This window comes from Desulfosarcina variabilis str. Montpellier, assembly GCF_048565275.1.
In the GTDB taxonomy this organism is placed as follows: domain Bacteria; phylum Desulfobacterota; class Desulfobacteria; order Desulfobacterales; family Desulfosarcinaceae; genus Desulfosarcina; species Desulfosarcina variabilis.
The window spans coordinates 3,753,231-3,775,917 of the sequence record NZ_CP159846.1; the positions used below are offsets into that span (position 1 = coordinate 3,753,231).

At 52.2% G+C, this 22,687-nt stretch carries 20 protein-coding genes; 15 read left to right on the plus strand and 5 right to left on the minus strand.

Going from position 1 to position 22,687, the window contains the following annotated elements; translation table 11 throughout:
• Positions 1–78: 78 nt before the first annotated feature.
• From Dvar_RS16950 to Dvar_RS16980, 7 genes are read left to right on the plus strand one after another with little or no spacing between them, the layout of a single operon-like run.
• Positions 79–1,014: a SphA family protein gene (locus Dvar_RS16950; RefSeq protein WP_419662872.1), complete on the plus strand. Its 936-nt coding sequence runs from the start codon at positions 79–81 to the stop codon at positions 1,012–1,014.
• 36 nt (positions 1,015–1,050) lie between these two features.
• Positions 1,051–1,596 carry a hypothetical protein gene (locus Dvar_RS16955; protein WP_419662873.1) on the plus strand — a complete coding sequence of 182 codons (546 nt, stop codon included), beginning with the start codon at positions 1,051–1,053 and terminating at the stop codon, positions 1,594–1,596.
• A gap of 14 nt (positions 1,597–1,610) precedes the next feature.
• Positions 1,611–2,267, plus strand: coding sequence for a cobalamin B12-binding domain-containing protein (locus tag Dvar_RS16960; RefSeq protein WP_419662874.1), 657 nt, complete (start codon positions 1,611–1,613; stop codon positions 2,265–2,267).
• Positions 2,268–2,272: 5 nt separating this feature from the next.
• The gene (locus tag Dvar_RS16965) at positions 2,273–3,418 is read left to right on the plus strand and encodes a uroporphyrinogen decarboxylase family protein (protein WP_419662875.1); all 1,146 of its coding nucleotides are present in this window, start codon (positions 2,273–2,275) and stop codon (positions 3,416–3,418) included.
• A gap of 30 nt (positions 3,419–3,448) precedes the next feature.
• Positions 3,449–4,729 carry an MFS transporter gene (locus Dvar_RS16970; protein WP_419662876.1) on the plus strand — a complete coding sequence of 427 codons (1,281 nt, stop codon included), beginning with the start codon at positions 3,449–3,451 and terminating at the stop codon, positions 4,727–4,729.
• 57 nt (positions 4,730–4,786) lie between these two features.
• The gene (locus Dvar_RS16975) at positions 4,787–5,572 is read left to right on the plus strand and encodes a coniferyl-alcohol dehydrogenase (protein ID WP_419662877.1); all 786 of its coding nucleotides are present in this window, start codon (positions 4,787–4,789) and stop codon (positions 5,570–5,572) included.
• A 29-nt stretch (positions 5,573–5,601) separates the two neighbouring features.
• Positions 5,602–7,197 carry a benzoate-CoA ligase family protein gene (locus tag Dvar_RS16980; protein WP_419662878.1) on the plus strand — a complete coding sequence of 532 codons (1,596 nt, stop codon included), beginning with the start codon at positions 5,602–5,604 and terminating at the stop codon, positions 7,195–7,197.
• 159 nt (positions 7,198–7,356) lie between these two features.
• Here the strand turns inward: Dvar_RS16980 and Dvar_RS16985 are convergent, their stop codons facing one another.
• Positions 7,357–8,310: an AEC family transporter gene (locus Dvar_RS16985; RefSeq protein ID WP_419662879.1), complete on the minus strand. Its 954-nt coding sequence runs from the start codon at positions 8,308–8,310 to the stop codon at positions 7,357–7,359.
• Positions 8,311–8,350: 40 nt separating this feature from the next.
• Entirely contained in the window at positions 8,351–8,773 is a 423-nt protein-coding gene (locus Dvar_RS16990; RefSeq protein ID WP_419664125.1) for an HDIG domain-containing metalloprotein, read from the minus strand.
• 616 nt (positions 8,774–9,389) lie between these two features.
• Between Dvar_RS16990 and Dvar_RS16995 the strand changes: the two genes are divergently transcribed.
• The 8 genes from Dvar_RS16995 to Dvar_RS17030 are packed head-to-tail and all read left to right on the plus strand — an operon-like array spanning position 9,390 to position 19,183.
• Entirely contained in the window at positions 9,390–10,550 is a 1,161-nt protein-coding gene (locus Dvar_RS16995; RefSeq protein ID WP_419662880.1) for a (Fe-S)-binding protein, read from the plus strand.
• A 2-nt stretch (positions 10,551–10,552) separates the two neighbouring features.
• Positions 10,553–13,615 (plus strand): FAD-dependent oxidoreductase, encoded by a 3,063-nt coding sequence (locus Dvar_RS17000; protein WP_419662881.1) that lies wholly within the window; start codon positions 10,553–10,555, stop codon positions 13,613–13,615.
• Between the two features lie 58 nt (positions 13,616–13,673).
• Positions 13,674–14,114 carry a hydrogenase iron-sulfur subunit gene (locus Dvar_RS17005; RefSeq protein ID WP_419662882.1) on the plus strand — a complete coding sequence of 147 codons (441 nt, stop codon included), beginning with the start codon at positions 13,674–13,676 and terminating at the stop codon, positions 14,112–14,114.
• 5 nt (positions 14,115–14,119) lie between these two features.
• Positions 14,120–15,073, plus strand: coding sequence for a 4Fe-4S dicluster domain-containing protein (locus Dvar_RS17010; protein ID WP_419662883.1), 954 nt, complete (start codon positions 14,120–14,122; stop codon positions 15,071–15,073).
• Positions 15,074–15,087: 14 nt separating this feature from the next.
• Entirely contained in the window at positions 15,088–16,116 is a 1,029-nt protein-coding gene (locus Dvar_RS17015; protein ID WP_419662884.1) for a 4Fe-4S dicluster domain-containing protein, read from the plus strand.
• Positions 16,117–16,119: 3 nt separating this feature from the next.
• Entirely contained in the window at positions 16,120–16,971 is an 852-nt protein-coding gene (locus Dvar_RS17020) for an FAD/NAD(P)-binding protein (protein ID WP_419662885.1), read from the plus strand.
• An 11-nt stretch (positions 16,972–16,982) separates the two neighbouring features.
• On the plus strand, positions 16,983–18,818 hold the full coding sequence (locus Dvar_RS17025; protein ID WP_419662886.1) for an aldehyde ferredoxin oxidoreductase family protein: 1,836 nt from the start codon (positions 16,983–16,985) through the stop codon (positions 18,816–18,818).
• Positions 18,815–19,183, plus strand: a complete 369-nt coding sequence (locus tag Dvar_RS17030) for a 4Fe-4S dicluster domain-containing protein (RefSeq protein WP_419662887.1) — start codon at positions 18,815–18,817, stop codon at positions 19,181–19,183. Before Dvar_RS17025 ends, Dvar_RS17030 begins: the two co-directional genes overlap by 4 nt.
• A gap of 109 nt (positions 19,184–19,292) precedes the next feature.
• Here Dvar_RS17030 and Dvar_RS17035 read toward each other — a convergent pair whose 3' ends face one another.
• The 3 genes from Dvar_RS17035 to Dvar_RS17045 form a co-directional block, all read right to left on the minus strand.
• Positions 19,293–20,753, minus strand: a complete 1,461-nt coding sequence (locus Dvar_RS17035; RefSeq protein WP_419662888.1) for a Tm-1-like ATP-binding domain-containing protein — start codon at positions 20,751–20,753, stop codon at positions 19,293–19,295.
• Between the two features lie 102 nt (positions 20,754–20,855).
• Positions 20,856–21,653, minus strand: a complete 798-nt coding sequence (locus Dvar_RS17040; protein ID WP_419662889.1) for an electron transfer flavoprotein subunit beta/FixA family protein — start codon at positions 21,651–21,653, stop codon at positions 20,856–20,858.
• Positions 21,653–22,654 (minus strand): electron transfer flavoprotein subunit alpha/FixB family protein, encoded by a 1,002-nt coding sequence (locus tag Dvar_RS17045; protein WP_419662890.1) that lies wholly within the window; start codon positions 22,652–22,654, stop codon positions 21,653–21,655. The genes Dvar_RS17040 and Dvar_RS17045 overlap by 1 nt, the downstream gene beginning before the upstream one ends.
• Between the last annotated feature and the right edge of the window lie 33 nt (positions 22,655–22,687).

A 22,687-nucleotide genomic window follows, 5' to 3' on the forward strand; every position in this document is an offset into this window, starting at 1 on the left:
GCAATTGTATCAGCTGTATTGCTTCTTCTAATGCGCTAGTCACTTTATACAATTTAATCGAAAAAGGAATGGACGATCATGTCAAATCGTACCAAATGGATTTTTGTTGTCTTGAGTTGCTTGGGGCTTTCATTGGGTAATATAAACGCATCAGAGGCGGCCACGTCGGGAAACCACTATGTGCCTGGCGGAGAGAGTACCGCTCTCGCGGCTTCGGCTCCGCCGCCAGGATTTCATTATAAGATATACAATACGTTCTACAACTCGACGACGCTGACGGATGATAACGGGGAAGATCTGGGAGTGGGATTCGATCTGGATGTGTTTTGCAATTTGCATCGATTCGTGCATGTGACCAAAAAGAAAATCCTCGGCGCCGACTACCTTTACGATGTCGTCGTGCCAATTCTGGATAAAGATCTCTCCATCGATGCACTGGGTGTCTCGGATAGCAGGTCGCTGTCGGTGGGAGATATTCTGATCGAACCCATCCTTCTGGCCTGGCACAAACCCCGCTGGGACGCGGTTGCGGGGTTGGGTGTGTGGATGCCGACCGGTGAATACGATGCCGACAAGCCCGCTTCACCGGGCCTGGGCTACTGGTCCGGCATGCTGACCCTGGGGGGGACCTATTTTTTTGACGAAAAGCGGTCCTGGTCCTTCAGCGTGTTGACGCGCACGCTGATCCATACCGAGCAGGACGATACCGAGGTTACGCCCGGTTCGGAATTCATCGCCGAATACGGTATCGGTAAGGATATTCCGGTCAACGACAAATTCCTGGTCCGGCCCGCGGTTGTCGGTTTCGGCTATTGGCAGATCGAGGATGACAGCGACGATGGTCCCGGCACCGTTGCCGATGAACGCAAAGAGCTATACGGGTTAGGCGCAGAGATCAACTACTTCTGGCTGCCGCAGCTGTTCCAGGTCAATTTGCGGGTCGTGCGTGAGTTCGATGCTAAAAATACAGCCGAAGGCTCTCAGTTTGTCGTCACTTTTACCAAGTCGTGGTAATGCATCTTCTTCTATATGAAAGGGTATTGACCCCGCATGGATGAGAAAATATTTCTTTACATCAGAAAAGAGTCGATTGCAAATTTCTTCTTTAACGCTGTCGTCAATGGCATCATCGCCTGGTTTATCGGACGATCGGCGGAGACGCTGGTTTTATGGGATGGGGGAACAAGCTTTGGCAAGGATATCGTGGCTACGGCCTTGTTTCTAATTATCATCGTTGCACTGGTCGTGGTTCCCCTTAAGAAAAAGAGTGTCCGTAATGGAAAGGTACCGGCGATAGAGTGGGATCAACGTCTTTTATTCCACCGGATGCTCAGCAAATTCCCCCGTAACCCCATTCTGGGTGCGTTGACATTCGGCTTCATCGGCCTGGCTTTTATCGCTCCGCTGACGCTTCTGCCGTTCTTCGCCCTTGGCATAACCGAGATGACCCCATTTTCCTTTATCGTATTTAAAAGTATTTGGGGGGGGATTCTCGTTGCCGCCATGATCTGGCCCATTATCATGTACGCCTTGGGAAATGCGAAGGTCGGCGTGCAAGAGCGTGACAGAGGTATTCAAGTGGAGATAACCCAATAAAACAGGAGTAAAAAATGCCCACTGCAAACCCGAAAGAAAAAATCGTCGATCGACTGAAGCTGGCGGTTAAAAATGCAGATTACGATGCCACCGGCGAAATCGCCCAGGAAGCTTTGGATGCCGGTATCGAACCTGCCGTCATCATGCAGCAGGGGGTGTGTGACGCCTTGATGGAACTGGAACACGACCTGTTCGGCGAGCATAAGTCCTGGATGCACCCGAGGCATTTAATGGGGGCGGAGAGCGCCCGCCGGGCCATCGCCGTTCTCGAACCATCGATAAACGGTGGGGATGGCTCCCTGGGGACCGTCGTGCTCGGCGTGCCGTCCGGTGACCCCCATGATTTCGGCACCAAGACTGTGGCGCTTACCCTTATGGCGGCTGGCTTCAAGGTGGAATACCTGGGAAGGGATGTGCCTCCCAGCCGGTTTGTGCAAAAAGCCCAGGAGGTGAATGCGGATATCGTGGGCATCTCCTGCTACCAAACCTCGAATTTCAAACGGATAGAAGAAATCCTGGAAATGATGGCCACACTGAAACTGAGGGATAAGGTCAAAGTGATGGTTGGCGGATCGGTCATCACACAAAAGTATGCCGACAAAAAAAATGTCGCCTATGCACCCAATGCCGCCGAAGCGGTGAAACTGGCCCGAACACTGGTAGGGAGGTAAAAAAAATGGATAAGATGACCGCAGGTGAAAGAATCATGATGGCCGCCATGGGACAAGAGCCGGACCGGGTTCCGGTATTCGGGGTATTCAACGACTGGGCCTGGGCCCAGCTGTACGGCAAAGAATCGCTAATGGACTACAGTCTGGATGCCGAGAAGCTGGCCAAGGTCATGGTATGGTCCTGTAAGGAGATGGGATGTGATTCGGCGGTTGTCCTGCCCGATGTCCACCCCATGGCCGAGGCGATCTGCGAAGCATCCGGATTGCCGGTTCCTTCCGTGCGATGGAAGGATTTTATTCCCACCGATGCGCATACCCTTTATGAAGGCGATCTGGTCAATGATCCGGCGTATGGGAATCCCATTATCCAGACGCTGAAAGACGCCGAGAAAATAGTGCCCGCCGATCCATACAAACACGGCCGCTTGCCGGTTTTGATCAAAGCCACTGAACTGGCCAAAAAGGAATTAAAGGATGAATGGCCGATTGGCGCCATGGTGGAAAACCCCATTTCGGTGGGGGGCGGCCTGATGGGATGGACCCAGGTGTTCATGGCCATGGAAAAAGACATGGAACTGTGGAAAAAGATCGAGGAGGTGACGATTGAATCCTCCTACCGATTTGGAATTGCACAGATAAAAGCCGGGGCGGTCTTCGGCGTTTCGCACACCGAGCTGCCTGGACGGGTGGGGTCCAAGGAATTTTTGGCGCATCCCGAATGGGTTCAGGCCGACTATCCGCCGGAACTGTACAAAAGACTCTGGGATGAAAAGCAATTCGGTATCTCGCTGCACGCGTGTACCGTGGGGCCCTTCGTCGATGGAATGGACGCCTGGAAAACCATGCTGGAGCATAACCCAGGGTTGTCGTTTTTTATGGCGGAGAGCGGCGGCGCCGACGCACTGGCGCGTACAAAAGAAGAACTGGCTCCCGCCATGGTGATGGGCAACATTCATCCGGTAGACATCATGCTGCACGGGTCGCCCTCGGATGTGGAAGAAGCCAGTGTGGAACTGATTCAAAAATGCGGACCGGGTGGCCGGTTTCAGTTGGGGCCGGGCTGTACTTACTCGCTGGACGTGCCCTATGAGAATGTGAAAGCCATGGTGGATTCGGCGCAAAAATTTGGGACATATCCAATAAAGATATAAAATCGCCAATTTTAAATGAGGTAATGACAGATGACCGACAAAACAATCTATTCAAGTCACCGATGGCTGATGCTCTTGTGCACCAGTGTCGCCATCGGTTCCATTTATGTTGATATGATCGTATACGCGCCCATCCTTGGCGATATCGCCAAGAGCTTGAATGTGGAAATGGGGGCTGCGGCCAATCTCATGATGGGCTTTGTGCTCTCCGTTGCCTGTGTGCTGATCTGGGGCGGCGTGGTCTGTGATAAATATGGTATTACTGTTGCCCTGGTTTTGGGGCTGCTTTGTGCTTCAGTCCCCGCCGTGATGATGCCGGTGCTTGGGAAGAGTTATTCGACGGTCTTTTGGGGGCGGTTGATACAGGGGGCATCTGTGGGGTTCATTTTCGGCGCCATCGGTCCGGTTTCGGCGCTTTGGTTTCCACCGGAGGAGCAGGGCTTGGCAGGCGGAATCATGTTCGGCTCCATCTCATTAGGGTCTACGATCGGCGTGGTCCTCTCTCCGGCCCTTTATGCATCGATTGGGAGTTGGCAAACCGTCGTCGCCATCATGTCCGCGCCCGGATGGATCGGGATTGTGCTCGCTTTGTTATACACCCGCAGAAAACCGTCTGTGGAAGTCATTAACTCTCTGCAGGCCGGTATGGCCGTGGCCGGCAGCCAGGAAGAGATGACGTTCGGAAAGGCGCTGACGCTTCCGGTCACCTGGATCGGCGCCCTGCTGGTCGTGGCCAATGCCTGGGGCATGTACTGCCTCTACAATCTGGTGCCCCCATACCTGGCCGCGCCATCGCCCATGGGGGTGGGGCTCTCGGCCGTCACTGCCGGTAAGTTGTCCCTGGCCTTGACGTCCGTTGGAATCTTCGCACCGTTTCTCGGGGGGATGTTTTTCGACAAAGTCGCCAAAGGCAATCCCCGGCCCGGCGTGATTATCGGATTCGTGCTCTCCGGACTGTTCGCCTATCTTCTCTTGGCGGATGCGGTGACGGGCAGCATGGCCCTCCTGGTCGGTTGCCTCATGCTGGCCGGATGGGGAATTCCGTTCATGAATCCATCCTTGAGCGCATACATTGCGATGAACTATCCGCCAGCCATCGTCGGCCGTATGGTGGGGTGGTGGTTCGGATTCGGTACCTTCGGCGGGGCGCTGGGGCTTTATCTGGGAGGAAAGACCATCGACGCGCAAGGAACATTTTTCTGGGCCCTGGCGATGATTTCCATTGCGGCTGTCTGCGGGCTGGTTCTGATCTTTCTCATCGGCAAAGGAAAAGGGGCCGCCCGAGAAGTCGAGGCGGTAGAAGCAACGTAGACAATTATAGACGGAAACTTATCGGTAAAATAAGACCATCAAAAGGAGATAATCATTATGCTGAAGAACAAAACCATCATCGTTACCGGGGCGGCTTCGGGGATCGGCGCGGAAACCGCCAAAACATTAAAGGCCCAGGGAGCGACCGTCATCGGCGTGGACCTCAACCAACCCGATACCCCAGTGGATCAATTCGTCAAGGCCAACCTGTCTGATCCGGCATCCATCGATCAGGCGGTTGCGGAGCTTCCCAAGGGCATTGACGCCATCTGCAATATTGCCGGATTGCCGCCGACCAAGGACCGTGCGGCCGTGTTGAAAGTCAATTTTCTGGGGCTGCGGGATTTTACCGAGAAAATGATCGACAAGCTCAATGACAATGCCTCCATCGTCAACGTCGCCTCCCTGGCCGGGCTCGGCTGGCCCGAGGCCGGGGATCAGATCAAGGCGCTGATCACCTTGAGGGATTTTAACGCGGCGGAAAAATTATGCGAAGAACAAGGTGTCGGGCAAAGCGACGGGCGCAGTTATTTTTTAACAAAAGAAACCCTCATCGTCTGGACGATGATGAACCGGTGGACTTGGCGGGACCGGGGTATCCGCATGAACTGCGTCAGCCCCGGACCGGTGGAAACGCCGATCCTGCCAGATTTTCTGGAAACGCTAGGCGAGCGGGCGGAAGAGGATGCCAAAGTGATGGATCGTCCCGGACAACCCACGGACATCGCGCCGGTGATCGCCTTCATGTGCAGTGACGGAAGCGATTGGATCCGAGGTGCGAACATACCCGTGGATGGGGGTATGTATCAGCACGTGATGTGCGAGATGCACGGGCACAATTGATGCCTTACAAAAGACAAAGGGAGATATAAATGCTCGCAAATGAACTGTTGTTACGCCCCTGGGAAAAGGGGTTTAGCTTGCCGGAAACGTTTAACATGGTCAGTTTACTGCTGGAACGACACCTGGAAGGCAATCGGGCCGATCGTACCGCAATTATCTATCGGGATAATGAAACCACCTACCGCCAGCTGGGCTGTATGACCAACCAACTCGGCAACGGTCTTCTCAACCAAGGGATTAAACCTGGCGAACGGGTCGTTATTTTGCTGGACGACAGTCCCGAATATTTTGCTACCTTCCTGGGAGCGATGAAAATCGGTGCCGTTCCGGTACCCATCAACATGCTGGCTACCGTCGACGATCTCGATTTTTTCATCCGCGATAGTGAAGCGGCTGCCGTCGTTATGGAACCGTCGATTTATGCAAAGCTTTCTTCGCGGCTGACGGATATCCAGGGAATCAAAACATTGGTGATGAATGGCCAACCAGAAAAAGGGGGCATCGGGCTGAGTAAGCTGATCAACGATGCCTCCGATCAATTGGACGTCTATCCGACATCTAAAATGGATCATTCCTATTGGCTGTACACGTCCGGGACCACCGGAAAACCCAAGGGGGTCATTCACCTTCACAAAGACCTGGTTTATGCCGTCGAGACCTGGGGGCAGCACGTAGTCGAATTTACGCCTGAGGACCGTGTTTTCTGTTCTTCCAAGCTGTATTTTTCCTACGGTCTGAATTTTGCCATGTATCTCCCTCTCTATTATGGCGCATCCGTCATTCTTAACCCGGACCGTCCGCTGCCGGAAACGATTCTGTCCATGATAGAAAAATACCGGCCTACCGGTCTCTTCTCAGTGCCCACCTCCTACGGGCAACAATTGAACTACATCGAGGCGGCTGAAAACAAACCGGATTTAAGCAGCCTGCGGTTCTGCGTTTCCGCCGGTGAGGCATTGCCCGGTTCGCTCCTTCGTCGTTGGCGTGGCATATTCGGGATAGACATTCTCGATGGACTGGGATCGTCTGAAGTCAGTCTGATTTTCATCTGCAACCGTCCCGGCAAGGTAAGGGAGAACGCCAGTGGTCTGCCGCTGCCAGGATACACCATCGAGGTCCGCGATGAACTGGGCAACATTCTGCCGGCCAATGAACTGGGAGATTTGTGGGTCAAAAGTAACACCTTGTTTCATGCCTACTGGAAAAATCCGGAGAAAACGGCGGAAACCCTGGTTGACGGATGGATGAAAACCGGCGATATGGGCCATATAGACGATGACGGCTATTTCTACTATTCTGCCCGGGCCAACGACACCATGAAAGTCAGTGGGATATGGGTATCTCCCTTGGAAGTGGAAGATGCCCTGCTCAGCCATGCGGCGGTGGCCGAATGTGCGGTGGTGGGAGCTGAAGACGATATGGGGCTAATCAAGGTCAAGGCATTTATCAATTTGAAAAATGGCCATCAACCCGGTGACGAAATGACTAGCGAATTGAAACGCTATGTCAAGCAGAAACTGGCACCCCACAAATACCCTCGCGTCATCGAATATGTCGATGAACTACCCAAGACGGCAACCGGAAAAATTCAGCGGTTTAAACTAAGAGAAACAGTTACAGACTAATTCGCAATAAATAGTCTTGATTTAGTTAATGGCTCGGGACTGGTTTGATCCCTTTGACAGTTCTGTCCCTCCCCCAAACCCATCGCGTCGGGAATCTCCTGGCCGGTGGGATTGGGAGCGGACTTTCTGGATTTTACTAATTGCAGACAAATTAAGTGCTCATTTTAGGGTCCAATGCAACACATCGCTGATGAAAAAGAAAATCACGTTCATGGTAAAGAAAGACAGCCAGGAGGCCAGCAGCAAAGCAGCGGCACAGAACCCTTCGAGCCGATACTTCTGGGCCAGAATGGGATAGATACTCAACATGGGCATGCTGGCATAGCCGATGGCCGCCGCCCGAAAAAGCGGATCCATGGGGGGCAGCAGCCAGAGCATCAACCCCACGGCCAGCGGATGGAGAAGTAGTTTACCCGCCACGACCGCTGAGACATCCCGGATCATGCCCTGAATTTTAATCCCCACCAGCGATCCGCCGATGACGAACAGCGCCACCGGGACGGAGGCGCCGGCCAGCATATCGATTGTGCGTAAAACCGGTTCCGGCAACCGGATGCCGAGCAAGGAAAAAACAGTACCCGTTATGATGGCAATAATCAACGGATTCGTCATCAGACTGCTCAGCGAATGAAGGGCCACCCGCCACCACTTGTCGCCGCTATCCCGGTCGCTTTCCGCCAGCAGCAGCATCAACGGCAATAACAAGAAATTTTCAATCAGGAAGCACAGGGCCAGGGCGACCGCAGCCGTTGGGCCGATCCACTGGGACAGGATCGGATAGCCGATGAAGGCGGTGTTGGAAAAGGCCATGCCCATGCCATATAATGCGCGGAATGAGGCATCCTTATTTTGCCGCATGCGGGCGAGGAAAAAGGCCGCGAAGAACACCAGCAGCGACCCCCCGCCATAGGCCGCCAGGTAGCCCACATGGAATATCTCTGTAAAAGAACGCTGCGAGAGCGTCCTGAAAAGCAGGGCGGGCAGAGCGAAACAGATGACGAATTTTCCGAGCCGACCGGTATCCGCTTTCGTCAACATCCCCCACCGAACAGCTGAAAATCCAACGGCGATCAGAAAATAGATTGGAGCGGTGATGGAGAAAATGGTTGTCATCGCAGTCCCTGATTTATTACTTTAGATTGTTGCGTTCGGCTTACACATAGCTGATAAACAAATCTCTGTCCACGCAGTTAGTGCCCATCCAGAAATAGGCAAATTTGGTCGAGATCAAGGCGCACGAAAAATTTAACCACAGGCATATGGCTGATATTCCGAGGATTAAATTTTTCGCGCAACGCCGATATCGGGCAAATTGGTCATTTCTGGATGGGCAATAGTTAACGATTCCCGCTTCAGTGATACCTGCCTGGCCCGGACCGTTGTCGAGCTGTATGTGTTGCCTTATGATTTCGCTGACTTCCAGGTACCCTTGTTGGCGTACCAGTTCCGCTCCCGTTGTTACGTGGTCTTCTTCGGTTTGGAGACTTCTGGTTTTGGTTACGTCGTGGAGCAACGCTCCCGCTTTTACCAGGTCTATGTCTATCTTTTCCCCGGCTTCATTGAGGCGCTGCGCTATCTCTTAGGCGACGCGTTTGACCCCTTCGCAGTGATGCTTTATGTGTCTCAGGATATCTGCCCCTTCGAGCAGTTCGTAGCACTTTTTATGTGTTGGAACGTGTATATCATTTTTCCCAGTCATTCCTTTTTCCTCTTAAACCGCCGGTCCTGGCTCTAACGATGCAACTATAGGTTTAAATCGCTTTTCTGTATTAAAAACACAATGCATCTTGGGATTTGGATCCCCGGATGCCGATTAGACAGTGAATCTTTATCCGTTTATCGAAGATAAAGAATCATATGGTTGCAATTTTATCAAGGAAATTACGAATGTAACTGTATGCTAAACCCATCCGGCATTCAAGCCGGATCCGTTTAGAAAAAGACCGCCAGGCACAATGAGGCATAACCTTGCCAATTGGTTTCTGGACGAAACACGCTATAACAATAAATTATTATGCTATCAAAAAACGTCATTTGCGGATTTCCGATGGCTATGCCATCGTTGACAAAAATTGAACCAGTAGGAGAAAACATCGACAGAGACATTCTGGGGCTTGTCTACCTGAAACCCAAACCATCCGTTTTTAAGTATAAATCGAATTTTATGACAATAACTGTTGAGGAGTTAACCGTTGGAAGCTGTCGAACCGATTAAAGACATCATCGATATGATCAAGATTGCGGGCGGAGACGCATTCAGATTGTGTTTTCAATGCGGACTTTGCACGGCGAGCTGTCCGTGGAACAACGTTCGGACGTTAATGCCCCATAAGATGATAACTGAATCAAAATTCGGGTTGGTAGACCTGGAAGCGGAAGCGTGGTGGCTGTGCTCCACCTGTAATATGTGCGTGAGCCGTTGCCCCAGGGAGGTTGGGATTACGGAAATCATGCGTTCCGTTCGAAGTATCCTGTTGGAATTTGAATACCGCATCGCCCCGGAGAGCCTCCGAAGCGCCATGGCAAGCCTGACAGGATCGGGCAACCCCTGGGGCGGAGAGCGTGAAAACCGTGGGGATTGGGTCGGGGATGAGCACGTTCCAGCGTTTTCGGAAGATATGAAGACATTGTATTTTCCCTGCTGTGTGCCGGCCTATGACCCGCAAGTGAGAAGCGTGGCTCGGGCGTCGGCCAGGGTTTTGAAGGAAACCGGGGCAAATTTTGGCATTCTTGGGGCAAAAGAGAACTGTTGTGGAGAAAGTGTTCGAAAGGCAGGGAATGACAATCTATTCGAAGAATTGGCAAAAAACAACATAGACGCCTTTCACAGCGCCGGTGTAAAAGAGATCATCGTGACGTCTCCGCATTGCTATGCGACTTTCAAGGAAGAGTATCCGGAGCTGGGAGGCGAATTTAAGGTGATCCATTTCACTCAGTACCTGGCCGATTTGCTGGATCGGGGAAAACTGCAGTTTGACAGGGAATTAAACAAAAAAGTGGTCTATCACGACCCCTGTTATCTAGGGCGTCATAGTGGCATATACGAAGAGCCTAGAAAAGTGTTGAACGCCATCCCGGGCGTGGAGTTGATGGATGAGGTGAACGCAAGGGAGAACAGCATGTGTTGCGGCGGCGGGGGATCGCGGATCTGGATGGAAACAAAACGAGGGGAGCGGTTTTCCGACATTCTTGTTGAACAGGCGGTTTCGCAGGGTGCAGACATTCTGGTTACGGCCTGTCCGTACTGCATCCTTAATTTCAAGGACAGCGTTTTGACACTGGAAAACGAAGCGTCGCTTGAAGTTATGGATATATCGGAAATCGTTCAAGAAGCCTTAGGGATGAGGGAGTGAGGATGGAAGCAAAGCGAACGCCGTCGTTCGGGGCAGATAAATTGGGGTCGGTAATGGTGGTCGGCGCCGGGGTAAGCGGCGTCCAGGCAGCACTGGATGCCGCCGCCTCGGGACTCCGCGTATATTTGGTGGAAAAAGGGCCTGCGATTGGTGGCAAGATGTCGCAACTGGATAAAACCTTTCCCACCAATGACTGCTCGATGTGCATCTTGTCACCGAAATTCATCGAATGTGCAAGCAACCCGAACATTACCATTTTGACGAATGCGCGAGTGGAGGGGGTCCAGGGGGAGGCGGGGCATTTCGAGGTCCAGGTGTTGCAGGAACCCCGCTATGTTGACGAGTCGAAGTGTACGGGCTGTGGTACATGCGTTGAGTACTGCCCGATCAACATACCGGATTTGTATAACGAGGGATTGAGCACCCAAAAATGCATCCATGTGCATTTTCCCCAGGCCGTTCCGGCGGTTTCGGTGATCGATCCCAAGTACTGCCTTTTTCTAAATCGACAGGAGTGCCAGATTTGCGTTCCCACCTGTCAGAACCATGCCATTGATCTACACCAGCAATCCGGCAATCTGACCATCGAGGTGGGAAGCCTAATATTGGCGACAGGCTATGAACCCTTTGACCCCCGGATTCAAAGCCAGTACGGCTACGGCCGGTTTGCCAATGTGGTCACGAGTCTGGAATACGAACGGTTGTTAAGCGCGTCGGGGCCGAACGGCGGGGAATTGCTGCGTCCCTCGGACGGTAAGACCCCCAACCGTGTCGCGTGGATTCAGTGCGTGGGATCACGCGACGGGGCGGCGGGACACACCTATTGTTCGGCGGTTTGCTGCATGTACGCCACCAAACAGGTTTTGCTGTCAAAAGACCATCATCCCGAGCTCGAGGCGGTGATTTTGCACAATGACATCCGGGCCTACGGAAAGGGATTTGAGCGCTATTACGAGCGGGCGAAGAATACGCCCGGTGTTCGTTATATCTGGAGCAAAACATCAATTGTAGAGGAACGGCCGGATACGAAAAACGTGGTGCTTCGCTACCGGATTAACGGCACGCAAGTCAAGGATGAGGAATTCGACCTGGTGGTCTTGGCCGTGGGCTTGAAGGCAACGCAAGAAAATATGGCGTTGGCGGAAAAGCTGTCTGTCGAAACCAACGTTCATGGCTTTTGCGAAGGACCGGAATTTTCTCCCATCGAGACGTCCCGGCCCGGCATTTTTTCTTGCGGTACGTTCAAGGCGCCCATGGATATCCCGGATTCGGTGACCATGGCAAGCGGGGCGGCCTCCCTGGCCGGGCAACTTCTATGGGATCAACGGGGCTCTCTGACGGAAGAAAAGTCGTTTCCCGCCGAACGGGATGTGCGGGGGGAACCCCCGAGGGTGGGGGTATTTGTATGTGATTGCGGGACCAACATCGTCAAGACGGTCAATGTGAAAAAAGTGGTGGATTATATCCGGCACACGCAAGGGGTTGTCCACGCGGCAGAGGAAACCTTCGCCTGTTCGGTGGATTCCGTCTCCCACATGGTGCAAACCATCAAGGAAAAAGGCTTAAACCGCGTGGTGGTCGCGGCGTGCACACCCAGAACCCATGAGCCGGTATTTCAGGATGCACTCAGGGCCGCGGGGCTTAATCCCTATCTTTTTGAATTCTGCAATATCCGCGAACAGTGTTCTCTGGTGCATATGAATCAGAAGGAGTCAGCGACGCTCAAGGCGATGGATCTGTTGCGGATGGCGGTGTCCAGGGTGAGTCTCCTTGAACCCCTTTATCAGATTTCATACCCTGTTTCCCGCTGTGCGCTAATTATCGGGGGCGGGGTATCCGGTATGACCTGCGCCTTGGCCCTGGCGCGCCAAGGGATCAACGTCCACTTGGTTGAAAAGCAAGAAAAACTGGGAGGCGTGGCCCTGCGTATTCACACGACCTTGGAGGGCGGGGATGTCCAGACGTTCATGGACGATCTGAGGGGTCGGGTTGATGAAACCCTCCTCATCCGGGTCCATTCGGCCTCCGAAGTGTTTGATTTCTCCGGTTACGTGGGGAATTTCTCCTCCAGGATCAAAAAAAGCAAAACCGGCAGCATCGAAGAGATTACTCACGGCGTGACCATTGTGGCCACGGGGGCCGAGGAACTCAAACCCCGGGAATACCGCTACGGCGAAACGGAGGGGGTAATGACCCTTCTGGACATGGACGATGCGTTGAAAAACGACCGGGACCAATTTAATGATTGCCGCGCTGTGGTTTTCATTCAATGTGTGGGTTCAAGAAATGAGGAACGTCCGTATTGCAGTCGGGTGTGTTGCTCTCACACCGTCAAGCATGCACTGACTTTGAAAGAGATTAACCCGGAAATGGATGTCTATGTGCTTTACCGGGACATGCGAACCTATGGGCTTAAGGAGGAATACTATAGAAAGGCGTCCGATCAAGGGGTGGTTTTTATCCGCTATGATGTGGATGAAAAGCCTGATGTCAGCCTTGTGGAAGAGGAGGGGCGGTCCATGATCAGGGTTACTGTTAAAGAACCGATACTGGGCGTGCCGTTGATTCTGGATGCGGACCGGGTGTGTTTGGCGGCCGGGTCCGTTCCTCCGCCGGAGAATAAAGCGTTGTCGCAAATGCTTAAGGTTCCGCTCAATGAGGATAATTTTTTCATGGAGGCTCACATGAAGCTCCGTCCCGTGGATTTCGCGACCGATGGGATCTTCATGTGCGGCACGGCGCATAGTCCTAAATTTATCGACGAGAGCATCTCTCAAGCTCATGCCGCGGCATCTCGTGCGGCGACCGTCTTGTCCCGGGAAGAGATGAGGGCCGGAGGGTCGGTGTGTTCGGTCGACGCTGCAAAATGCGTGGGCTGCGGAGTCTGCGAGGAGGTGTGCCCGTTTCATGCCATTGCGGTAGACCCGGAGGAGAGGGTCTCCAAGGTGAACGAGGCGCTTTGCAAGGGCTGCGGGGTGTGTGCATCGTCATGTCGAAGCGGTGCCCTGGATGTGGGCGGTGTGAGCGATGAGCAGACCATGACCATCCTTCGGGCGATGGCGTAGCCGGTGTCGGCAACGTCAGTCGGGTTGCGACAATAATTTGATGTTAGGAAATGAAAAAATGGCTGATCGTGAAAAGTGGGAACCAAAAATCGCTGCCTTTTTATGCAACTGGTGCAGCTATGCCGGTGCGGATCTGGCCGGTACGAGCCGGATTCAGTACCCGCCCAATATCCGGATTGTTCGGGTACCCTGTTCGGGACGGGTCAATCCGTTTTTTATCCTGGCAAGCCTTCAACAGGGCATGGACGGGGTGCTGGTTAGCGGGTGCCACCCCGGGGAGTGTCATTATCTGACCGGGAACTACAGCGCCAGAAGGAAGTTTGCGTTGATCAAAAACATGTTGGAATTCATCGGACTCGAAGCGGGCCGTGTTCATTTTACCTGGGTTTCTGCATCGGAGGGGGTGAAGTTCGCTCATGTGATCGAGGCGGTGACGGAAAAGGTAACGGCGCTGGGGCCTGCGACCCGGTTGGTTAAACGCTCCTGCAGCGAGGTTTAGAAAATATGGATGCGTTAATACATGAAATACGACAAATTGCCAGGGACCTGCTGGAAAGAAACGAGGTGGAGCAGGTCATCGGGTTTGAACGGGGCACGATGGCCATGCGATCCCGGCCGTGCATTGTAAAAGATGCGGATGATGCGGATCGGCTGATATGGGATGGATTTTGCCAAAACAACCTTGCCGTTTACCTTCGCAATATAAAAGGCCGCACGGCGGTGATCGCCAAGGGGTGCGACAGCCGGGCAATCGTGGAGCTTATCAAGGAAAACCAGATCGCAAGAGAGCGGTTGGTCATCATCGGCGTTCCATGCGAGGGAATGGTGGATCGGGCCCTGATCGAAAGTGAATTGGGGCCGGGAGAAGTCGAAGATGTGATTTTTAAGCACGGGGAGATGAAGGTGAATGGGGCAGAGTTTGAAAAACGGTTTAACCGTAAAGACATCCTTCATCATTCGTGCAAAACCTGCACCCACCCGGCTCCGGTGATTTCCGACCGCCTGGTGGGATCTCCAGTACCTTCTCCGCCGGACGATACTTTCGAGGACATCGCGGCCTTTGAAGCGCTGTCCCCGGATGAGCGGTGGGACTATTTTAACGGGGAAATGCAAAAATGCATCCGTTGTTATGCGTGCCGAAACGCATGTCCCCTCTGCTATTGTAAGGAGTGCTTTGTGGACGCTACCCGTCCGCAGTGGATCGGTAAGTCGGTGGATTTAAGCGATACGGCGCTGTTTCATCTCATGCGGGGATTTCATCTGGCAGGGCGGTGCGTGCAATGCGGGGCGTGTGAGCGGGCCTGTCCCATGGGGGTTGATATCGGGAAGTTGAACCGGAAGTTCGCCAAGGACGTCCTTGAAAATTTCAGTTATCAGAGCGGAATGAGCCTTGACACGACGGCTCCGCTTTCGACCTACCGGCCGGATGACCCTGAACAATTTATATTTGAACCATAAAAGGTTAAAGGATCGTGAACGCTAAAGCCAAGATCATCAAAAAGCAGGATGTACCCGGATTCCTTGACCGGCTGACGGCCGAACGGCGAGTGGTCGCGCCGGTAAAAAAGGACAGCCGGGTGATGTTTGAACGCATCGAATCGGGCCAAAAGGCATGTTTGGATTGTACAAATACCGACATGTCTCCGAAAGATATCCTTTTTCCTCAAAAAGAGACGCTCTTTGAATATCGAACCGCCGACCTAGATGTGGATATCCGAGTGCCCCGGGACGATCCGGACGATCAGATACTTTTTGGTGTCCGGCCCTGTGATGCCAAGGGGATACTGTTTCTGGACAAAATTTTTGGAGGGGATATTAAAGATCCCTACTATGAGATGAGGCGGGAAAAGACGACCATCGTGAGTCTGGGATGCACGCATCCGGATAAAGCCTGTTTTTGCTCCTCCTTCGGTGGGGGCCCCATTTCAGCGGAAGGAGCGGATATTTTTCTTGCCGATATCGGTTACGGTTACATCCTTAATGTTTTAAGCGAAAAAGGGTCGAGGCTTATTGAGGGCCAAGGCCTGAAGGATGCGGCACCAGGCGAACTCGAACAGGCTGAAGCGGCGGCAAGGCAAGCGGAAGCGGCCATGGAAAAGGTTTTGGATGTCGAGGGTCTAAAGCGGGGCTTGGACAATTTGTTCGACAATCCGATATGGGCGCGAATCAGCGAGACGTGCCTTGGCTGCGGAATTTGTACCTATGTTTGTCCGACCTGTCACTGCTTTGATCTGTGTGATGAGGTGGTGTTCGGCCAAGGGGGGCGGATCCGCATTTGGGATTCGTGTCAATACCCCCTTTTTACGCTTCAAGCATCGGGTTTTAATCCCCGTCCAACGCAAAAACATCGATTTCGGCAACGGATCATGCACAAGTTCAGCTACCTTCAGGATGCCAATGAAATGTTTGGTTGTGTGGGCTGTGGCCGATGCGTGAGGGAATGTCCGGTCAATCTGGATATCCGGGAAGTATTAATGACGTTATCGAAAGTGAATGCTTAAAAAATGAGCCCTAATAATCTGTACACGCCCCTTCTCGTAAAGATCGAGAATGTCTTCGTTGAGACCGAGGATAAAAATATCAAAACCTTTTCCCTGTCTTTTTTAAATGAGGCGGATGAAGCCCAGTTTCAGTATGTGCCGGGTCAGTTTGCGGAACTGACGGTCTTTGGCAAAGGCGAGGCGCCCTTTGGCATGGCATCCTCCCCCACAACACCCGGCGTCATCGAGTTCAGCGTGAGCAAGGCGGGGCTGGTAACGCGAGCATTGCACGCAATGGAAAAGGGAGCGATCCTCGGGGTAAGGGGACCGTTGGGAAACGGCTATCCGCTGGAAACCCTTAGAGGCAAAAACGTGGTTTTGATTGGCGGCGGTTTCGGGTTTTCAACGCTGAGGGCGCTGACCAATTTCATGCTGGATGATTCCAACCGCGAATGCTTCGAAGATATTACGGTTGTCTACGGAGCAAGAACCCCTGGGTTTCTGCTCTACAAGGCAGATCTTGAGACCTGGCAAAAGCGATCCGATATCGATCTTCATGTCACCGTCGATCAGGTGGTAGATGGATGGGACGGGAAGGTGGGACTCGTCCCAACCATCGTCAAGGAGGCAGCGCCTATCCCCAAGGAAACCATCGCTTTGGTATGCGGACCACCGGTCATGATCAAATATACGCTGCCGGTACTTCAGGATTTGGGTTTTTGCGATGAACAGATGCTTCTTTCCCTTGAAATGCGCATGAAATGCGGAATCGGGATGTGCGGCAGGTGCAATCTGGCGAGCAAGTATGTCTGCCGGGACGGGCCGGTATTCAGCCGTGCGGTGCTAAACGGGTTAACAACGGATGAACCGTACTAGGGGGAGTGAAGATGAGTATATATGGCTGGAAGGGAAAAATTCTAAGAGTCGATCTCACCCGGGGTAAAATAGTGGAGGAGGACTTTTCCGAAGATTTGAGGCTAAACTATATCGGAGGCCGGATCGCCGCCAATAAGATACTTCTTGACGAGGTGGACCCCAGGGTCGACCCCTTGGGACCTGATAACAAACTCATATTTGCGACAGGACCGCTCACGGGCACGGGAGTGCCCGCGGGGGGAAGATTTATCGCGGTTTCCAAGTCGCCCCTGACAGGAGCGATCGCCAATCCATGCTGCGGAGGGTATTTCGGCGCAAATCTGAAGTATGCGGGCTACGACTGTCTGATCATCGAAGGCCAATCCCCCGAACCGGTATATTTGACGATCGTCAACGATCAGGTCACAATCAAACCGGCGAAGAACCTTTGGGGAAAATGGGCCACCGAGACAGAAAACGCCATTCGGGCTGAATTAAGCGATTCAATGGATCCATGGGGAAGAAATACGCCAAGCGTACTCCATATCGGACCGGCGGGGGAGAATCTCGTGAGTTTTGCCTCTATCATGTCCGATGGGGGCAGGGCCCTGGGCCGTTCGGGACTGGGGGCCGTCATGGGATCCAAGAATTTGAAGGCGATTGCGGTAAAAGGAACCGAGGAAATTCGAATTGCCGATGTAAAGGGATTTCAAAGAGCGGTCATTGATTTTATGGGCGAGGCCAGGCAGACGGGTCAGCTCGAAAACCGGTCCAAGTGGGGCACATGGATTTTGATCGGGCGGGCACAGAAAACCGGGACCTTGTGTTCTCTGAACTTTCAGGAGGGGGATTTTGATGGATTCAAGCCCTACGAGGATCCGGCTACGATTAGAGACAAGATCCGTGTCAGGGACGAGGGGTGCTTCGGGTGCCCATTTCGATGCGGTAAGCGAAGCACGATATTCGATCCTGCCTACCCTGGAACGGCCAAAGGGCCGGAGCATGAGACCGTGGGGCTGTTTGGCGCCAACTGCGGTGTTGCCGACCTGGATGACATTTGGAGAGCCAATTACTTGTGCAATGAGCTAGGCATGGACACCATTACCGGGGGGGCTACGATATCCTGCGCCATGGAACTTTATGAGCGTGGGTATCTAAATGAAAAAACAATCGGTTATCCATTGAAATTCGGCAATGGAAAAGCGATCGTGGAGCTTCTCAAAAAGACTGCCTTCAGGGATGGTTTCGGGGACCAGCTGGCGAATGGAGGCTACGCCATGGCGGAATGGGCTGGGCATCCCGAGTTTTTTATGGGGGTCAAGAAACAAGGTTTCCCCGCCTGGCACCCTCAGGGGCGTTTTCCGGGTCTGGAGGTCATTGGCCTTCAATATGCGACCAGCACAGTCGGTGCCTGCCATACCAAGTCGGTGATGACCTTTCACTCCAAATCCGACGATCCCGCGCCGCTGGTGGCCTGGACCAAACATTACCAGGACTATGTCTCAATCGTGGACGCCGGGGTAATGTGCTGGATCATTTATCACGGTCCCGTCTGGGAAGAAAAGCCATCCGAATGGCTTGAGCTGGTGACCGGCGTTTCCTATCCCCAGGATCGGCTGATGATGATCGGCGAGAAAAACTGGAATATGGAACGAATGTTTAACCTTGCCGCCGGATTAAGTTCGGCGGATGACGGGCTGCCGCCGAGGATGTTGACCGAGGCCCCCCCCAGGGGCGGGCGCATTGTGGATCTGCCTCCCATGCTGGAGGAATACCACAGGATCCGGGGCTGGGACAATCAAGGCGTTCCTAAACCGGAAAAACTTGAAGAATTAGGGCTAAGCGAATTGAAGGTAAAGGTGCAATGAAAATCAAAATCGATCATACCAAATGTTGCGGGTGCAAGCTCTGCGAGGTTGCGTGTTCTTTGAGCCACACTGGTGCCGTGAATATTCAGTGCTCCAGGATCAGGGTCTATATCGGCGAGGAGTTCTGTCTGCCGGTCATTGCCGGGCCCTATACCGAAGCCGCCTGCAATTCAAAAGGCGTGGTCATGTACGAGGGCCACGAGGTGGACGAATGCGTGGTGTGCAGGGCTTCCTGCCCGGTTAAATCGGTTTTCAAGGAACCGGATGTGGGGATTCCTTTAAAGTGTGATTTTTGCGGTGACCCGCCCAATCCCCAATGTGTACTGTGGTGCCCTGCCGAGGCGTTGACTTTGGTTGATGATTAATATTGCTTTTGATTGTCAGGGGAGCCAAAATGCAGCGCCCCCTGACCTGCATTTAGGTCAGGGGGCGCGGCGTTAAGTATTGCCGGGAGAGCCATTTTCTATAGCGGCATTAATTCAACGCTTGACTTCCCTTTTCCTGCATTAGCTTAGCCCGCAATTCATAGCGCTGAATCTTACCGGTAAATGTGCGCGGCAATTCACCTACAAAATGTACTTTTGGAGGAATTTTGTTTTGATTTGCCTTACTCCGTACAAATTCTGATAATTCTTTTTCCAGATTTGGTGCGGGCTTATGCCCATCTTCAAGTACAACAAAAGCGACCGGTTCATCCAGGCCTGGCTCATTTCCTTCTGTCACGACGGCTGCCTCGCGAACATGTGGATGCTCCATCAACGCTTTTTCTATCTCCAATGGGGAAAGCCATAAACTGCCGGGTTGATGTATGATTAATTCATATAAATGTTCAGAAGCAAACGTTCCGAAGGCGGGGTCATTAATGTCCATATCCACTTCGATAATTTTTTCTTCTTTGACAAATGCCTTCAGACAGTTGATGAATGTCGGAATCATGTCGGGGTCGTAGTACTCTCCGCCTTTTTTACCAAAAAAAGACCATGCTTCCAACGGAATCAGAAACTTTGTGTTTTTGGGATTTGTCTTTTTGTAGATACCACCAATCCATTCCGTTGCTTTTATGAGTTCCTCCTTTTTGGTCATGGCGCCCCATCTGAAGTCATGATTGACGTATTTTCTTTCCTTAAAAAAAGGAGCGTCCGGGTCATAACGTTTGATGGTCCCGGTAATAGACTCGAGTCCTCCGGGAGAAATGATCGTCGGAACGTCCATCGAAAAATATGACGCAACCCTGTCTTCGGTGATATTGCCATAATCGCCCCCCCCAAAATGATCGATAATATCGTGCGGGCTCAAATCCAGGACGCCTGCGAAGTAGCCGTCACGGATCATTTCCGCCATCGACATGGTGCCCTCTCCGGTTCCATGGAAAGGCACCACATTGAAGCCTTTATTCCTCCAAAATTCATCTGCGGCCTCAACATAACCAAAAACAGCACCGACGCTCGTTATCGCAATGGCCGGCCGATTGAATTTCGGAATCTTGTATGGCATCGCAGCCAAAATGCCGGTACCCACTTCAAGGACGGCTTTTATGGCCGGGTTCAGGGCTCCGGCAAAGTCAAAGGGGGTTTGAATGTACACGATGTCTTTATAGGATTCAAACACGTGGAGACTATTGGCGACCATCGTTGACATCATAACCTTGGGCACAAACAGGGGGAGTTCCCCCAACAGGCTCAGCCCCATATACAGACCTGTCCCGCCGCCGAGAGAGATCGCTCCTGAAATGGGCGTATGCGTAGTAATTTCTTTCAGCTTATGCTTGCTATCGGCAATCGTCGCATCGATAATTTTCCCTCTGTCATGAGAAAATGTGTTTGTGCTTAAATCAAGTTTGATGGCTGTATGTGATTTTTTTTCAAGCTCATTGCATACGTAATCCAGTTCATTTCCTTTTGTATTCCAGGACCCAATAACGACAAACTGACCCATTGCGCGCCTCCTGTTCAATTCTATAAATAAACTTATCATGAAGAAAACGATCCCTTCAAGGGATCGTTTTCGAATTTATTATCTCCTTTGTATCTTTCAGTTTTATTTTGAAATTGCTTTTTTCAAAGCCACTGCCAAATTTTCGCCTTTTTCCAGCGGTGACTCTCCTTCTATGAAACGGCACTCCCTTTTCATGCTTGGCGGTGATGTCAGGGCCAGAATCTCAAACGGTTTTAAAGCCTGGGTGTCGATTTTAAGATCGTCGGACTGCCAGACTTCTATGGGCTGCTTACGTGATTCAAGAATCTTTTTTAGTGAGGCAACGCGCATCTCTCCAACCTCGTTGCTGATTGTCAGCAGCATTGGCATGTCCCCTTTAACCCGTTCATATCCGCCGGGGATCATCTTTTTAACGGAAACACTTCTGTCTTCAACGTTCACACCGCCGGCCAAATTGACGATGGGAATTCCCAACATTTCTCCAAGAATTAAGCCTGTCTGCCCTGAATCCCAGTCACTGGCCTGCCTTCCGGTAAAAACCAGATCGTATTTCCCGATTTTTTCGATGGCCTTGGAAAGAACATAAGCAGTCGAACGGCTGTCGAGATCTTTGAAATTGGAATCATCTACTATAACAAGGTCGTCAACGCCCACGGCCAAGGTCTTTCGTAAAATACTCTGGGAAAGTTTTGAGCCCATACTGACGACCGTAACCGTTGCCCCCGTTTCCGCCTTGATTTTTAAGGCCGCCTCGATGGCATTCTGGTCATAGCTGTTGATTCCGGGCGGAAGACCCTTGATGGTAACCGTTTTTGCTTCGGAATCAATTTGATGCAGATTCGCGGGAGCTTCGGGGTCCGGGACCTGTTTTGCGCAAACGATGATGTTTATGGGGTCCATTACACTTCACTCCATTTCTTTTTAAAGGCGGGTAGAATGTCCTTATAGTCACCGACTACACCGTGGTCGGCGAAATTAAAGATGTTGCTCTCCTCGTCGTTATTGATTGCTATGACGGTCTTACTCTTCGACATTCCGGCTAAATGTTGGATCGCACCGGAAATACCGACGGCAATATAGAATTCCGGTGCAACCTTCTCACCGGTTAGGCCGATCTGGCGGTTGGACGATATCCAGCCTGAATCGATGGCCGGCCTGCTCGCCCCAACATCCACGGTTTCAAAGGATTCTTTGAAGAGAGGCACCAGATTTGAAAGCGCTTCGAATCCTTCGCTACTCCCGATGCCTCTGCCGCCCGCGATGATGACATCCGCTTTATCGAGCGCGACGACGTCCTCCTGAACGACCTCAAGAGATTGAATCTTTACCTTCGATTCATCGATATCCGGTTTGAAATCCATGATTTTGCCCTGCTCTGCCCCACGCTCTGCCGGCCGAAATGCTTTTTCCCTGACCGTTGCCAATTGCGTCGCGCCTTTTTGTTTGAAGGTAGCAATGACGTTGCCGCCATATATGGCTTTGGTCTTGATGAGGCTGGCGTCATCCGGATCAATCTTCAGGTCGATACAATCGGTTAAGAGTTCACAATCCAGACGGAATGCTAATCTTGGCACGACCTCTGTGCCGACATAAGATTGGGACGCCAAAAAAATCCTTGGTTTCAGGTCAGTGATAAGCCCTTCAAGAACATCAACCCAGATCTCGCCGTTGAAGCGGCTTAAAAAAGAATTCTCGACCTTATAGATGTTATCGGGTCCGAAGCCGGCAAGATCTTGAGCGATCGGATCGAGGCTATCGCCCATCAAAACGACCCCAAGCGCTTCATCCAAGTCAACAGCCAGCTTTTTGCCCAGCGTCAGTAATTCAAGCGTCTTACCATCTAACGCCTCATCGGTAATTTCCCCCAAAATCAATACATTCTTATTGGATACGTCACTCATAGGCCTCCTCCTGTCTTTGATAATAAAAACGTA